The following is a 15752-nucleotide window of genomic DNA, read 5'->3' on the forward strand; positions in this document are numbered from 1 at the left end:
TTGGGCTTGTCTTGAAGCGGGCGACACCCTATCCCGCCCCTCTGCTGCGCTCCGGGGTCCTTGCGTATCCCGCAGCGGTTGAAGTCGAGGTTTCTTGTCCCAGCCAGGCCGCGCTTTTCTCGCTTTCCTGCCCGAGCGGATGCGCGCGGGGCTTGGACGGCGGACGACGGGTCTTTTCGTCGCCCTGCTGCTCGAAGCGGGGCTGGTGCTTGTGCTGCTGACCCTTGGTTCCTCGATCACGCAGGACAAAAAGAGGGAAGTCAATTTGACGACCTTCGAACGAGCGCCCGATCGGGAAGATTCCAAGGCGCCTGAGGAGAGCAAGGCGCCCGATCCGAAACGGGCGGAGCGCCCGGCTGAACACAAGCCCACTCCCGAACAGGTGCAGCCGGAACCCGTGGAACGGCAACCGACGCCGCCAGCCGCCCCGATGATCCAGATCCCGCGCGATCAGATGGCCGCCGCCAACATAGCTACGATGCCGGCTCCACCCGCGCCGGCTGCCGCCAGCCAGCCCAAGATGGGGCCGCCCGACACCGGCAGCCCGGGCGACACGCCACGGGTCGGTGGATCGGGTCCGAACGGTGAGCCGCTCTATGCCGCCGCATGGTATCGCGAGCCTTACGATGATGAGCTGCGCGGGTATCTTTCTACGTCCCGTGGACCGGGTTGGGGCATGATTATGTGCCGTACCGTGCCCAATTTCCGTGTCGAGGATTGCGTGGCTGTCGGCGAATATCCCGAAGATTCGGGCATCGCGCGCGCCGTGCTGGCGGCTGCCTGGCAGTTCCGCGTGCGTCCGCCAAGGGTCGGCGGGCGGACCATGGTTGGCGAATGGGTGCGGATCCGTATCGATTACGATCTGAAGCGACAGTAATCGCGCTGCTTGGGTGTCGCGGCGCGTCTGATTTATGACTGAAATTTGACATTTCCACATCCAATTTCCATCAAACGCCGGCTTGAGGGCGTGGCGCCGTTGTCTGTGGGGCCAAGTTCGTTTAGCCGCGGCGCCGTTAGCGGGTGGAGGGATAAGGTAATGGCCAAGCGGCAAATCGCTGTGCTGCCCTACCGCGCCGACTCTCCCGCCGTCGATGCTACGATCCGCATTCTCCTCATTACGTCCCGTGGAAAGGGGCGATGGGTCGTGCCCAAGGGCAAGCCCATCGCAGGGCTTTCGCCCCATGCCAGCGCGGGAAGGGAGGCGGAGGAGGAAGCGGGCGTTCTGGGCGCTGCCTGCCCCACGCCGATCGGTTCCTATCGTTTTCGCAAGCGGCGGAGTTCCGGCGCGTCGGTCTGGACGGATGTGCTCGTATTCCCGTTCGCCGTCACCGAGGAACTCGAAAGCTGGAACGAGCAGCACGAACGTGAGCGGCGCTGGTTCACGCTCGCGGATGCGGCGCGGGCTGTGGACGAGGAAGACCTGCGGGCCTTGATCCGGAGTTTCGGGGCAAAGGAATTCCGGGCGGCGGCGCAGGGCAGGAAATTCATAACCGCGGTCGCGGACAAGACAGGGGTGAATGCTATGTTCGGATGGTTCCAGAAACTACTGCCCCAGCAAGGCAATTTCTTCGAACTGTTCGAGCAGCAGGCCGCCACCCTGGTGGCTGGAGCGGATGCCCTTGCCCGGCTGCTGCAGGGCGGGCCGGGCAAGTTCGCGCATATTCGCGAGATCGAGGAGCGCGAGCATGACGCCGACAACATCACACGGGAAGTCCTGCAGACCGTGCGCCGCACTTTCCTGACTCCGTTCGATCGCGGCGCGATCACCGATTTGATCGCGGCGATGGACGATGCCATCGACGAGATGCAGCAGACCGCAGGCGCGGTCGATCTTTACGAAATCTCGGAATTCGAGCCGGAAATGCGGGATATGGCTGGCATAATCGTCGATGCGGCGCGGCTGACGGCCGAAGCGATCCCGCTGCTGCGGAGGATTGCCGACAATGGAGTGCGCCTGCATGAGCTGACCGAGCGGCTCGTGCGGATGGAAGGTCACGCGGATGAAATCCATGCGGCGGGCCTCAGGCGGATATTCAAGGAAATCGGCGGCAGGGACCCCCTGCAATTCATTACTCGCCAGGAATTGTTCAAACGGCTGGAACGTGTGGTCGACCGGTTCGAGGATGTCGCGAACGAGATCGACGGCCTCGTGATCGATCATTCCTGACCCCGGCAAGAACATGGATCACAGCATCTCCTTGCCGCTGCTGGTCGGGCTGATCGGGCTGGCCCTGGCGTTCGACTTTCTCAACGGCCTGCATGATGCGGCGAATGCGATCGCCACCGTCGTTTCGACCCGCCTGCTATCCCCGCTGGCTGCCGTTGCCTTTGCGGCTTTCGGCAATTTCGCCGCTTACTGGGTTGTCGGGCTTCACGTCGCGGAAACGGTGGGCAAGGGGATCGTCGACAAGGATGTGGTGACGCCCGCCGTCGTCTTTGGCGCCTTGATCGGCGCGATGTTCTGGAATGTCCTGACCTGGCTCAAGGGGATTCCCTCGTCGTCGAGCCACGCGCTGATCGGCGGGCTTCTCGGGGCCGGCGTCACCCATGCCGGCCCGGCCGCGGTCGAGGTTTCCGGCACGCTCAAGACCGTGGCGGCGATCTTCCTTTCCCCTCTGATCGGCTTCGCCATCGCCATGCTGCTGATGCTGCTGACCAGCTGGCTTTTCCACGGCATACAATCGCGGCGGGTGAACAAGAGCTTCAAGGGACTGCACCTGATTTCATCGGCCGCCTATTCGATTAGCCATGGCGGCAACGATGCGCAGAAGACCATGGGGATAATCGCCGTGCTGCTCTATTCCACGGGCCATATGGGCGGCGAGTTCCATGTGCCTCACTGGGTGGTGATCTCATGCTATATGGCGATTGCCATGGGCACGCTGGCCGGCGGCTGGAAGATCATCAAGACGATGGGCAGCAGGCTGACCAAGCTCAACCATCATTCGGGTTTCTGCGCATCGGCTGCCGGATCGGTGGTCGTGTTCAGCGCCAGCGCGATGGGAATCCCGATCTCCACGACCCATGCGATCACCGGCGGCGTGGTAGGCACAGGGGCCGCGAGGCGGGCCAGCGCGGTGCGCTGGAGCGTGGCCAGCCGCGTGATCGTCGCCTGGTTCATCACCATTCCGGCCAGCGCTGTGGTGGGCGCCCTGTTCTATTTGCTGACCCGCCTGTTTTGAGCCGCCGGGCCTGCGGGGGGGAAGCCCATAGGCAAAACATATGGGCGTTAGACTTCGATCTTATTTTTGCCGCGTGACAGATCATGCTCTAGGCCGATAGGAATGCTCAGGGCTTTTATCCTTGCGGATTCGCCCTGATGTCCGGCTTGTGCATCCCGATGCACCGATGGCGGGCAAGACAGATAACAGTTTGAGGATATGACATGTCATCGGCCCCTATGACGGGTCTTCGGGTTATTGACCTGAGCCAGATATACAATGGCCCCTATGCGACCTATCTGATGGCGCTGGCGGGAGCGGAAGTGATCAAGGTCGAGCCGCCAGCGGGTGAGCCGCTGCGCAAGCGGGCGGTCGTGGGCGGCGCGGGCTTGCCCTTTGCCATGCTCAACGGTGCCAAGCGTTCGATCACGCTGGATCTCAAGAGCGAGGAAGGCAAGCAGGCGTTGCTGGAGCTTGCCGATGGCGCGGATGTGCTGGTCGAGAATTTCTCGCCCGGCGTGATGGACCGGCTCGGCCTGGGGGCGGACGTGCTTCAGCAGCGCAACCCGCGCCTGATCTACGCCGCCAGCTCCGGTTATGGCCGGGATGGGCCATATAAATCCTATCCGGCGATGGACCTGACGATGCAGGCGATGTCCGGCGCCATGTTTGTGACGGGTTTTCCGGATCGTCCGCCGGTCAAATGCGGCCCGGCCATCGCGGATTTCTTCGCAGGCATCCATCTCTATGGAGCGATCACAACCGCGCTTTACGAGCGGGAGCGCACCGGCGTGGCCCGCCGCGTGGAAGTGACGATGCAGGATTCGATCTATGCTTCGCTCAGCTCCAACCTGGGCCTTGCCTGGGCCAAGGGCGACGAGGCGCAGTTCGCGCGCACTGCGAACCGCCATGGCGGGCTCGCGGAATGCCCCTATAATGTCTATCCTACCGCTGACGGGCATATCGCGATGATCTGCGCCCGGGACGAACACTGGGTCCGCTTGTCCGAACTGATGGGCAAGGGGGAACTGGGTGCCGATCCGCGCTATTCCACCCTCAAGGAACGTGTGGCGCGGATGGACGAGGTCGATGAAATGGTCGGCGCGTGGAGTTCGCAGCTCCCTACGCAGGAAGTGTTCGAGCGGCTGATGGGGGCGCGTATCGCCTGTGCGCCGGTAAGGACTCTGGCGGAGGTGATGGAAGACGAGAACATGTTCGCGCGCGGGTCCTTGCTGCATGTCGACCATCCTCAATATGGCCGGATCGTGGTGCAGCAGACCCCGCTCCGGCTGGAAGGCGCGCCTTTGCGCAATCCCGAACCCAGCGAGGAACTCGGAGCTTCGACCGCCGAGATTCTGGGGCAATTGACTGGATTGGAAGAGGATCAGATCGCGAGAGCGGCTGGAAGGTAAGTGACCGGGCGGTGTGGCTTGCTCAGTTTGAACATGAGCGGCAGGCCATATCGCTCACGCCAGTTTTGGTTTTGAGACCGAGAGGACGAAGGAATGGCGCAGAAGCGCATGAGATTTGGTGCATTCATCGCGCCGCATACCCCGACCGACGAGCACCCCTCGCTGGGCCTCGAAGAGGATATGGACCGGGTGGTGTGGATGGAGAAGCTGGGCTTCGATGAAGCCTGGATCGGCGAGCATCATTCCAGTGGCTGGGAAATCAACGGCAGCCCGGAAATATTCATTGCCGCGGTTTCGCAGCGCACCAGCCGGATCAAGCTCGGCACCGGCGTGGTTTCACTGCCCTATCACAATCCCTTCACGGTGGCCGACCGTATCCGGCAGCTCGACCATATCACCAAGGGCCGCACCATTCTCGGCATGGGGCCCGGCTCGCTGCCGTCGGACGCCTATATGATGGGTATTCCCACGGCCGAGGCGCGGGACCGGATGGAGCAGGCGATCGAGCCGATCGTCCGGCTGCTGAACAATGAGATCGTGACCGCCAAGACCGACTGGTTCAACTTGCAGGAAGCCAGGCTCCAGCTCGATCCCTATAATGACGACGGCGTTGAAATCGCCGCTGCCAGCCAGGTCTCGCCGACCGGGGCGCGTGCGGCGGGCAAGTTCGGCCTGTCGATGCTGTCGATCGGCGCGACTTCGGCTGGCGGGTTCAATGCGCTGGCGTCCAACTGGGCGATCGCCGAGGAAACCGCGGCGGAACATGGCAACCAGATGGATCGAAACGGCTGGCGCCTGGTCGGACCCGTTCATGTTGCCGAAACACGCGAGAAGGCCCGCGAGAACGTCCGCTACGGGCTGGAACGGTGGATCGAATATATGTCGCAGGTTGCGGCTATTCCGCTCGCGCCACCCCCGGGCCAGGACCCGGTGGACTATATGATCGAAACCGGGTTCGGGGTGATCGGCACACCGGACGATTTCGTGGCGCAGATGAACCGGCTGTCGGAGCAATCGGGCGGGTTCGGCTGCTTCCTCAACCTGGACAATCACTGGGCGGACTGGGAGCAGACCAAGCGCTCCTACGAGCTGATCGCCCGCTTCGCGATCCCGAAGATCAACAAGCTGAATGAATCCCGCATCCGTTCGGAAACCTGGCTGCGGGAGAACAATGCCCATTTCAAGGGCGAGCTGACCGCTGCCGTGCGCTCCAAAATGGAAGAATATGCCAGGGAGAAGGGGATGGACAAGCTGTCCCCCGACCTGGTCGCGCACTTCAAGGCCAATAGCTGAAATACCTGCGGGCCGGGGGCATTCCCCGGTTCGCGCCTTTGCAACTGCAACATACCGGCATCTGCCTGGGAGAGATATGAAATGAACGCACCATTCGACTACGCTCATCCTTTCCTTACCGGCGACGTGAAAAAGCTCTTCATCGGAGGTGAGTGGGTAGATGCAAGTTCGGGCGAGACTTTCGATTGCATCGACCCTTCACGCGGGTTGGCCGCGATCAAGGTGTCGCGCGGCGGTCCCGAAGACATAGACCGCGCGGTCGCTGCGGCACGGGCCGCATTCGAGGGCGAATGGTCGAAATGGACCCCGTTCGACCGGCAGGCGCTGATGTTGAAGGCGGCCGAGGCAATCGACCGGCGCTTCGAGGATCTCGCCCGGCTGGAAACGATCGACATGGGTGCCCCGCTGGCTCGCACCGGCCTGTTCCGGCGCTGGATTCAGCAGACCTTCCGCTATTACGCGTCGCAGGCCATGAACACGCGGGGGGACATCTTCAGCAATTCCGTGCCCGGCAATTTCATGGCCTATTCGCACAAGGCGCCCGTGGGCGTCGTGGGCGCGATCATCCCCTGGAACGGGCCGATGATCACCCAGTTGTGGAGCATCTGCCCGACTCTGGCGACCGGCTGCACGCTGGTGCTCAAGCCGGCGGAGGAAGCGCCCCTCTCCACGCTGATGATGGCCGAGATCCTGCATGAGGCGGGCGTGCCTGCGGGCGTCATCAATGTGGTGCCTGGCCCGGGGCCGACGGCGGGCGCGGCGCTGGCCGGCCACATGGACGTGAACAAGATCAACTTCACCGGCTCCACCGTCACCGGACGCAAGATCATCGAGGCATCCGCCTCGAACATGAAGCGCGTCGCGGTCGAACTGGGCGGCAAGTCTCCGGACATCGTGTTTGCGGACGCCGACCTCGACGCGGCGGCCACCGGCGCGGCCATGGCCTGCTTCACCAATACCGGGCAGGTCTGCTTCGCGGGCACCCGCCTGTTCGTGGAGCGCAGCATCTATGACGATTTCGTGGAGCGCGTGGCCGAGGTCGGGCGCAAGCTGAAAGTCGGCCCGGCGCTAAGCGAGGAAAGCCAGCTCGGCCCGCTGGCGTCTCAGGCGCAGCTCGATCGGGTAACGAGCTACTTCCAGGTGGCTCGGGAAGACGGCGCGCGCCTTGTCACGGGTGGCGAGCCACTCGACATCGGCGGCGGTTTCTTCGTCCCGCCCACGGTCTATGCCGGGGTGACGAACGACATGCGCATCGCGCGGGAGGAAATCTTCGGCCCGGTGCTGGCGGCGATCCCGTTCGATACCGAGGAAGAGGCGCTCGCGCTTGCCAATGACACCATCTACGGCCTCGGCGGTGGGGTGTGGAGCCGGGATGTCGGCCGCGTCCATCGCGTCGCGCACGCAATCCGCACCGGCATGGTCTGGACCAACTGCTATGGCGTCACCGACCCTGCCGTCACATTCATCGGTACCAGGCAGAGCGGTTATGGCGTGAAGGGCGGGCCTTATGCAGTGGACGAGTTCCTCGCAGCCAAGACCGTCTGGATGAATCTGGCCTGAGAGACCGAACATGAGCAACAATGACGAACGCACGTTTGATGTGATCATCATCGGCACCGGCTTTGCCGGCGTCTATGGATTGTACCGGATGCGGGAGGCGGGCTTCAACGTCCTGGCGGTGGAAGCCGGCGACGATGTCGGCGGCTGCTGGTATTGGAACCGCTATCCCGGCTTGCGCTGCGATGTCGACAGCCTGGAATATGCCTATGCATTTTCCGAGGAACTGCAGAAGGAATGGCGCTGGAGCGAGCGCTACGCCAAGCAGAACGAAATCCAGGGCTACATCAGCTTCGCCGCGGATCGCCTCAACCTGCGCAAGGACATTCGCTTCAATACGCGCGTGAAGGCGGCCACTTTCGATAACGCCGCCAATCGCTGGACCCTCGAAACCGAAAATGGGGACAGGTTGCAGGCGCGCTATGTCGTGATGGCGACGGGCTGCCTGTCGGTTCCGAACAAGCCCAATATTCCGGGGATCGAGAATTTCGGCGGGCAGCTGATCCATTCGGTGCAATGGCCGAAGGAAAAGCTGGACCTGTCGGACAAGAACGTCGCCGTGATCGGCACTGGCTCTACCGGCATCCAGATGATCCCGCTGCTGGCCCAGGAAGCGAAGCACCTCACCGTCGTGCAGCGCACGCCTGCGTTCTGCGTTCCAGCCCGCAACCAGGAATGGAACGATGCGCGGATAGAATACTGGCGCGAGAACTATCGTGAATTGCGGGACATGGCGCGCAATACCCGCGCCGGGGTTCTGCATGAATATGGCCTGCTGCCCGCCGCCGCCGTGCGTCCGGAAGATCGCAAGGCCGACCTGGAGCGCCGCTGGCTGAAGGGCGGCCCGAACGTGCTCTATGGTTTCAGCGATCTGCTGCGGAATGAAGAGACTAATGAACTGGTCAGCGAATTTCTGCGCGGCAAGATCGCCGAGGCGGTGAAGGACCCGGAAACCGCAAGGAAGCTGATGCCCTATGAATATCCCGTGGGGGCCAAGCGGGTTTGCGTGGGCACCGATTATTACGAAACCTACAACCGAGACAATGTGTCGCTGATAGATTTGCGCAGCGAGAAGCTGCAGCAGATCGAGAAGGACGGCATTCGCACCGAGCAGGGCTTCTACCCGGTGGATGTGCTGATCCTCGCCACCGGATATGACGCGATGACCGGCGCCCTGCTGGCCATCGACATCCGGACGACCGCAGGCAAATCGCTGCGCGAGCAATGGTCCCATGGTCCGCAGACCTATCTGGGCCTCGGCATCGCCGGCTTCCCCAACATGTTCGTGGTGACCGGCCCGGGCAGCCCGTCCGTCTTCAGCAACATGGTCCTGTCCGTCGAGCACGATATGGACTGGATCGCGGAATGCCTCGATTATCTTCGGGAGCGTGGCTTCCCGGCCATCGAGGCTGACGCCGAGGCTCAGGAAGCCTGGATGGATCATGTCGATCAGCTTGCCAGAGGCACCTTGGTGAACAAGGCGGCAAGTTGGTATCGTGGCGCCAATGTCGAAGGGAAGCCGCAGAAGTTCATGCCTTATCTGGGCGGCGTGAACACCTATCAGGCCAAGTGCCGCGATGTCGCGGATCAGGGCTATGAAGGCTTCCTGATCGGTGGGGAAGCGCAGGCCAGCCAGCCCAAGCGCGAGATGGCCGATGGCTGACGGAGCGCTCGCCAAGGTCGCGCCCGATCTGCGCAGGTTCATCGAGCTGCTGCCGGACCTGTCCGATATTGCGGGCCGCCTGGCAGAAATCCGTGGAGTGCTGGATGGCGAGCCGCCTTCGCTTGGCGATGATGGCGAAGCCGTCACCAGCGAGATATTCATTGACCGACCGGATGGAACGCAGCTGCGCTGCCTGTTCTGCCGGCCCAGCGCCGTTTCCTCGGACAGGCCTCTCCCGGTTCTGCTGCATGTCCATGGCGGCGGATATGTCGCGGGATCGGCCAACCGGGATCATGATATTGTCCGCAAGGCCGTGATCGCGCTGGGTTGCGCGGCGCTGATCCCGGATTACCGGCTGGCGCCGGAGTATCCCTATCCGGAACCGCTGGATGACGTGCTGCTCTCCTACCGATGGTTGAGGGAGCAAGCCGCGGCCTTGGCGATCGATGCCGATCGCATCGCCTTGAGAGGGGTGAGCGCGGGCGGCGGCCTTGCCTATGCGGCCACGCTCAAGCTCAGGGAAGATCCGGCCAGCGCGCCCTGCTTCCTGCTGCTGGTGTTCCCGATGCTGGATGACCGCACGGAACCTCATCCTCATAATGGCGTCTATGTCTGGACTCACGATAACAACCAGTTCGGGTGGGACAGCTATCTCGCCAAGGTGGATCGGTCCGATCCGCCCCCGTTTGCGGTTCCTGGGCGGGTCGAGGATGTGTCCGGCCTGCCGCCCATCTTCATGACGACCGGCGCGATCGACCTGTTCGCTGGCGAGAACCTGGATCTTGCACGCAGGCTGGTCGACGGGGGGATCGCGCTGGAGATGCACGTCTATCCCGGCGCATATCACGGCTTCGCGCTGATCCCCTGCGAAGCGACCCAAGCTTACGAGCAAGCGGCCATGGCTGCGCTCACGCGCGCCTTTGCCGCCAAGATCGACGGAGAATGACATGAAGGCGTGGATGGTTACAGAGGCGAAGGCGCCGCTGGAGAAGTTCGAACTCGAGACGCCGGAGCCGACTGGAACGGAAGTCGTCATCGAAACCGCCTATTGCGGCGTCTGCCATTCCGATCTCCATTTCTGGAAGGGCGAATACAATATGGGCGGCGGCAAGGTGATGAAACTTGCCGATCGCGGGGTGCAACTGCCCCGGGCGCCGGGCCATGAGATCGCCGGCCGCGTGGTTGCCCTTGGCCCGGATGCCGAAGGGGTGAAGATCGGCGACATGCGCGTGGTCTACCCCTGGCTTGGCTGCGGGAATTGCTATTACTGCAACAACGGGCTGGACAATTGGTGCCGCACGCCGAAGGGCATCGGGGTGATCCGCAATGGCGGCTTCGCGAGCCATGTCGTGGTGCCGCATTCGCGCTACCTGGCCGATCCCGGGAATGTCGATCCTGCCCTGGCCGCGACCTATGCCTGTTCCGGCCTGACCATCTATTCCTCGCTCAAGAAGGTGATGCCGATCGATCCTGACAGCCCGATCCTGCTGATCGGCGCCGGGGGGCTGGGCCTCATGGCGGTCGAGATGCTGAAGGCGATGGATCATCGCAATATCGTGACGGTCGATATCGATCCCGCCAAGCTGCAGGTGGCGAAGGAGAAGGGCGCCACCACCATTATCGACGGTTCGGCGGGCAATCTGGCGGAAAAGGTCATCGAAGCGGTCGGCAAGGTTCCGGCGGCGATCGACATGGTGAACAACGATCATACGGCACGGGCCGCGCTCGACTGTCTCGACAAGGGCGGCAAGCTGGTGCTGGTCGGGGTGGCTGGCGGCGAGCTGACGCTCTCGCTGGCGACCATGATCTTCATGGGGTTGACCGTCTACGGCAATCTGGTCGGAACTCCGCAGGATCTGCACGATGTGCTGGAGCTTGCCAATTCCGGCAAGCTGGCGCCCACGCCCTTGCAATGCTGCCCGGCGGACGAGGCCAATCAGACATTGATCGACCTCAAGGAAGGCAAGGTGACGGGCCGCGCCGTTCTTACCTGGTAGTCGGCCCAGAAACCGGCGGCAGGCCGGTCTTCAGGGAGAGATCGGCCTGTGAGCGGGGCGGGGTACCCGCCTGTCCCCTCCGAACAGGGAGCCAGGGCACACCTTGCGCGAGGGGGAGCCTTTCGAGCCGAGGCCCAATTCGTTTGCCACTTGCCGGATAGTGGCGGTCAAAACCTCTCGGGTGGCCTTTTGGGCGTCGGTCAGGTCCTTGCTCTGCAGATTGGCAAGCGAAAGGATGCCCCTGATTTCAGGCTCAATGATGCGGCGGGCCTGCACGAAACCATTGAGATGGTCCTGGATGATGCTGGAGCGGGGCAGGATGGTGTAGCATTCGCCTGACATCGCCAGGGAACGCAGCCCCATGTAGGATTCGCTTTCGAAGTTGACGGAAAGCGACTTGCCGAGATGGTCGGCATGTTCTTCCAGGATCTTTCTCCAGGCGGTCGACCGGCAGGGCAGGGCCAGCGGGAAATCGAAAACGTCGTAGAACGGTATGTCGACGTCGTCTTCTTCTTCGTCGAATTGTCCGAAAAGCCAATAATCCTCGATAAACAAAGGCGAAAGCGAAAGTCCGATGTCTTCGGGGATGTTGAAAAGGATGGCGAAATCGATCTTGCCGTTCTGCAGCCATTCGTAAACGGCGGGGCTGCTGGCATCGAGAATATAGAGGCTGACGTCCGGCAGGGCTTCGCGCATCGCCTTGTATAGCGGGGGCGCGAAGAGGGCCGGCATGGTGGAGGGCATCCCTATGGAAACGGTGCCGGCCGGCTTGGCCTTGTTTCTCTTCAGCCCCAGAATTGCTTCGCTGTGGTAGCGCAGCAGGGTGATGGCCCGCTCATAGAGCAATTGGCCCTGATCGGTGAGAGTGATGCCCCTGTGGCTTCTCTCGAACAGCTTTACCCCGAGTTCCAGCTCCAGATTGGACAGGTGAACGCTCAATGCGGGCTGCGCGACATGCAGGCGTTCCGATGCCTTCATCAGGCTGCCTGCCTCGGCCATCGCAACGAAATACCGCAGGTGCTTGATGTCCATCGTGCTTCCTTCTGGACGACTTCGGGGATTGGCGGGTTCTTCGGCACGCGCATCAGCGAGTCAAGTTTTTGGTCCCGTCGCGATCATGCGTTTGAGGGACGGGACCGCGTTTTTTGATGGGTTGCGCTGAGATAGGGTGCGATATTGGCGGCGCAGGGAAAGTCATTGGCGCTTGTAATCCTGTTTTTCCGAAACAATATCGGTTTGGTGCGGGAGCTTGAGAAAACCATGAACTTGCCGGGGGACTCATCCATTGAAACGGCTGATGCCGGGCAGATTGCATACGCAAATCCCCGATCCCACTCGATTCTGAGTGATGGGCGCCGGCTGAACGTTCTCGAATGGGGAGATCCGGCCAGGCCTGCGGTCATGCTGATCCACGGATTGCGCGATCACGCGCGAAGCTGGGACTGGATTGCGAATGAACTAGCCGCCGATTATCATGTGTTCGCGCCCGACCTGCGCGGCCATGGCGATAGCGATTGGGCAGGCGCCGGCTCCTACGGGATCGCGAACTATATCATCGATCTGGCCGATATCATGGACGCGCTGGGGCTGGAGCGGCTCGCCCTGGTGTGCCACTCGCTCGGCGGGGTTCTCGGCCTGCGCCTCGCGGCTGCTTTTCCGGAGCGGATCGGCGCCTTTTGCGGGATCGAATGCATCGAGCTTCCCATCGTGCGGGATGACCAGATCCACCCCACGCCTTTCCCCGTGAGGCTGAGGGGATGGATCGATGAGGAACGCAAGCGCCGGGCGAGACTGCCGCGCAGCTATTCCTCCCTTGCTGCGGCGACGGAGCGAATGCAGCAGGAACAACCGCTGCTGGACCATCAAACGATCATGCATCTCGCCCGGCACGCCATCGTCACCAATCCCGACGGCTCCGTCCGCTGGAAATTCGATCCGGCCGTTCGCCCCCGTGCCCCCGAGGATGCGAAAGGTCATGATCTGGACGACATCCTGGATGCCATCTCGTGCCCTGTGCTGCTGGCCTATGGGGACGCAAGCTGGATTCCCATTCCCTCCGAGAAGCGTCTGGCGCGCTTGCGCGACCATCGTGTAGTAACCTTCGCCGGAGCCAGCCACTGGCTCCATCATCAATGCCGAGAGGATTTCCTGCGCGAAACGCGCGAGTTTCTGAAATCCCGTTTTGAAAGCCCAGATCATGCGTGAAGCCGCCATCGTATCCACCGCCCGCACCGCCATCGGCCGCGCCCAGCGCGGCGCCTTCAACGATACGGATGCTCCCCAGCTGACCGCCCATGTCGTCAATGCCGCGGTCGAGCGCGCAGGCATCGATCCCGCGCGTATCGAGGATGTGGCGATGGGCGTGGCGGTGCAGTGGGGCACGCAGGGCAACAATCTGGGCCGCACCACCGTTTTCGCCGCGGGGCTTCCTCTCTCGGTGCCCGGCACGTCGCTTGACCGCAAATGCGCCTCGGGCCTGACCGCCATTGCCTTCGCCGCGCGCGGGATCATCGCCGGGGACATGGATGTGGCGGTCGCGGGCGGGGGGAATCGGTGTCCCTGACCCGCAACAATCATGCGCCGAATTTCCGTTCCCAGCCGCAGGTCGTTATCGACCATGTTCCCCATGCCTATATGGCGATGATCGAAACCGCCGAAGTGGTCGCGGAACGCTATGGCATCAGCCGGGAAGCGCAGGACGAATATGCGCTGCAAAGCCATCAGCGCGCCGCCGCCGCTACGGGCGCGGGCAGGTTCGCGGACGAGATCGTGCCGATCACCGTCCGCAAGAACATCCTCGAAAAGGATGGCACCGTATCCGGCGCGGAGGAAGTGACGCTCGCGCAGGACGAGGGCATCCGCCCGGATACGACGCTCGAAGGCTTGGCCAAGCTCAAGCCGGTGTGGAAGGACGGCGCCCTCATCAAGGAGGGGCGTAATGTCACCGCCGGGAATGCCAGCCAGCTTTCCGACGGCGCTTCCGCCCAGGTGCTGATGGATCGCGAGACGGCGGAGCGTGAAGGGTTGCCGATTCTCGGGATTTTCCGGGGTTTTCAGTCTGCCGGCTGCGCGCCCGAGGAAATGGGGATCGGGCCGGTCTTCGCCATCCCGAAGCTGCTGGACCGCGCCGGACTTTCCATCGACGATATCGGCCTTTGGGAAATCAACGAGGCATTCGCCAGCCAGGTGATCTATTGCCGCGACAAGCTTGGCATCGACCCCGACAAATTCAATGTCAACGGCGGTGGCATCGCGCTGGGGCACCCCTTCGGCATGACCGGAAGCCGCATCACCGGACATGCCTTGATCGAAGCGAAGCGGCGCGGCGTGCGCTACGCCGTGGTGTCGATGTGCGTGGCGGGGGGCATGGGGTCCGCCGCTTTGCTGGAGATTCCGGGCTAGAGCAGCGCTTCAATCCTGGCCTGCGCTGCTCGCCATGGGGACGGGTTCGCAGGTCATTTGCGGATTTATCGCAAATCTTGCGATTCCTGTCGCGGACCGCGCATCCGCCGCTTTTCCTTTGCCCCAGACAGGCGAGGCGGTAAGCTCGGCTGCGATTTGCAAAAGAGTTGGCGATTATAGCGTTTACAAACCCACACGATTCCGGTAGAGAAATGGGCAAGGAGCAATTCCATGTCCGTTCTCTCTCATCCCCGCTTTCACGACGAAGCCGCCGCCTTCGAATATCTGGAAAGCATCGTCTGGGCCAATGGCGTCGTCTGCCCGCATTGCGGTGTAGTCGGCGGTCGGGTCTACAAGCTGGAAGGCGTTGTTCATAACACCCGTAAGGGCGAGCGCGCTGGCAATGTCCGCTACGGCCTCAAGAAGTGTGGCGAGTGCCGCAAGCAGTTCACCGTGAAGGTGGGCACTGTGTTCGAACATGCCCGCCTGCCCCTGCATATCATGCTCCAGGCCGTTCACCTTATCATGTCGAGCAAGAAGGGCATCAGCGCCCACCAGCTCCACCGCGTTCTGGAAATCAGCTACAAGGCGGCGTGGTTCCTCGCCCACCGTATTCGTGAAGCCATGCGCTCTGGCGATCTTGCCCCGTTCGGCGGCAACGGTACCATGGTCGAAGTCGATGAAACCTACATCGGCCACCAGAAGGGCAAGCCGGTCAAGAAGGGTGGCGGCCACAAGATGAAGGTGCTGGCGCTGGTGGATCGTGAGACCGGCAAGGTTCGTTCGTTCACCGACCCCAACCTGACCGCCAAGGACATTCACCCGATCCTGCGCGCCAACATCGCCAAGGAAGCGCGCCTGATGACGGACGAAGCCCGGCTCTACTGGAATGTCGGCAAGGAGTTTGCCGAGCACAACCGCGTCCTGCATGCCGGTTTCGAGTATGTCCGCAAGGGCCAGCCCGAAATCCATACCAACACGGTCGAAGGCTACTTCTCAATCTTCAAGCGCGGCATGCGCGGCATCTACCAGCACTGTGGCGAGCAGCACCTGCATCGCTACCTTGCGGAGTTCGACTTCCGCTACAGCAACCGGGAAGCCCTTGGCTGCAACGACAGCGACCGCGCCACTGCGGCGCTGACCGGGATTGTCGGCAAGCGGTTGACCTATACAGCAACTAACAGCGCAGAAGGTGTCCGCATCGAAGCTTGAGAAGAGGTATCGCAGCCGGTGGCGGACTAAATCGCGAAAACCACGGAAAACCGCC

12 protein-coding genes and 1 pseudogene are annotated in these 15752 nt (G+C 62.5%); 12 read left to right on the forward strand and 1 reads right to left on the reverse strand.

Features of this window, described 5'->3' with window-relative positions; translation table 11 throughout:
* The first annotated feature begins 94 nt into the window (after positions 1–94).
* The 9 genes from U8326_RS03410 to U8326_RS03450 all read left to right on the forward strand — a co-directional run bounded on the left by U8326_RS03410 (position 95) and on the right by U8326_RS03450 (position 11083).
* A complete protein-coding gene (locus tag U8326_RS03410) occupies positions 95–877 on the forward strand; it encodes a hypothetical protein (protein ID WP_324742366.1) in 783 nt (260 codons plus the stop codon).
* Between the two features lie 159 nt (positions 878–1036).
* Positions 1037–2167 (forward strand): DUF47 family protein, encoded by a 1131-nt coding sequence (locus U8326_RS03415; RefSeq protein WP_324742367.1) that lies wholly within the window; start codon positions 1037–1039, stop codon positions 2165–2167.
* 13 nt (positions 2168–2180) lie between these two features.
* On the forward strand, positions 2181–3182 hold the full coding sequence (locus U8326_RS03420; RefSeq protein ID WP_324742368.1) for an inorganic phosphate transporter: 1002 nt from the start codon (positions 2181–2183) through the stop codon (positions 3180–3182).
* Positions 3183–3385: 203 nt separating this feature from the next.
* A complete protein-coding gene (locus U8326_RS03425; protein ID WP_324742369.1) occupies positions 3386–4573 on the forward strand; it encodes a CoA transferase in 1188 nt (395 codons plus the stop codon).
* 108 nt (positions 4574–4681) lie between these two features.
* On the forward strand, positions 4682–5866 hold the full coding sequence (locus U8326_RS03430; RefSeq protein ID WP_324742371.1) for an LLM class flavin-dependent oxidoreductase: 1185 nt from the start codon (positions 4682–4684) through the stop codon (positions 5864–5866).
* Between the two features lie 81 nt (positions 5867–5947).
* Complete coding sequence (locus U8326_RS03435; RefSeq protein ID WP_324742373.1) at positions 5948–7426, forward strand: aldehyde dehydrogenase family protein; 1479 nt, start codon at positions 5948–5950, stop codon at positions 7424–7426.
* A gap of 10 nt (positions 7427–7436) precedes the next feature.
* The gene (locus U8326_RS03440) at positions 7437–9086 is read left to right on the forward strand and encodes an NAD(P)/FAD-dependent oxidoreductase (protein ID WP_324742375.1); all 1650 of its coding nucleotides are present in this window, start codon (positions 7437–7439) and stop codon (positions 9084–9086) included.
* Positions 9079–10032 carry an alpha/beta hydrolase gene (locus U8326_RS03445; RefSeq protein ID WP_324742377.1) on the forward strand — a complete coding sequence of 318 codons (954 nt, stop codon included), beginning with the start codon at positions 9079–9081 and terminating at the stop codon, positions 10030–10032. The genes U8326_RS03440 and U8326_RS03445 overlap by 8 nt, the downstream gene beginning before the upstream one ends.
* A gap of 1 nt (position 10033) precedes the next feature.
* Positions 10034–11083, forward strand: coding sequence for an alcohol dehydrogenase (locus U8326_RS03450; protein WP_324742379.1), 1050 nt, complete (start codon positions 10034–10036; stop codon positions 11081–11083).
* A 30-nt stretch (positions 11084–11113) separates the two neighbouring features.
* Here U8326_RS03450 and U8326_RS03455 read toward each other — a convergent pair whose 3' ends face one another.
* Complete coding sequence (locus U8326_RS03455; RefSeq protein ID WP_324742380.1) at positions 11114–12115, reverse strand: LysR family transcriptional regulator; 1002 nt, start codon at positions 12113–12115, stop codon at positions 11114–11116.
* A 234-nt stretch (positions 12116–12349) separates the two neighbouring features.
* Between U8326_RS03455 and U8326_RS03460 the strand changes: the two genes are divergently transcribed.
* The 3 genes and pseudogenes from U8326_RS03460 to U8326_RS03470 all read left to right on the forward strand — a co-directional run bounded on the left by U8326_RS03460 (position 12350) and on the right by U8326_RS03470 (position 15697).
* Positions 12350–13288, forward strand: coding sequence for an alpha/beta fold hydrolase (locus U8326_RS03460; protein ID WP_416385525.1), 939 nt, complete (start codon positions 12350–12352; stop codon positions 13286–13288).
* A pseudogene (locus U8326_RS03465) lies at positions 13281–14485 on the forward strand (thiolase family protein). Before U8326_RS03460 ends, U8326_RS03465 begins: the two are co-directional and overlap by 8 nt.
* Before the next feature lie 231 nt (positions 14486–14716).
* Complete coding sequence (locus U8326_RS03470; protein ID WP_324741097.1) at positions 14717–15697, forward strand: IS1595 family transposase; 981 nt, start codon at positions 14717–14719, stop codon at positions 15695–15697.
* Positions 15698–15752 lie beyond the last annotated feature (55 nt).

This window comes from Tsuneonella sp. CC-YZS046, from assembly GCF_035581365.1.
Lineage (GTDB): Bacteria > Pseudomonadota > Alphaproteobacteria > Sphingomonadales > Sphingomonadaceae > JAWKXU01.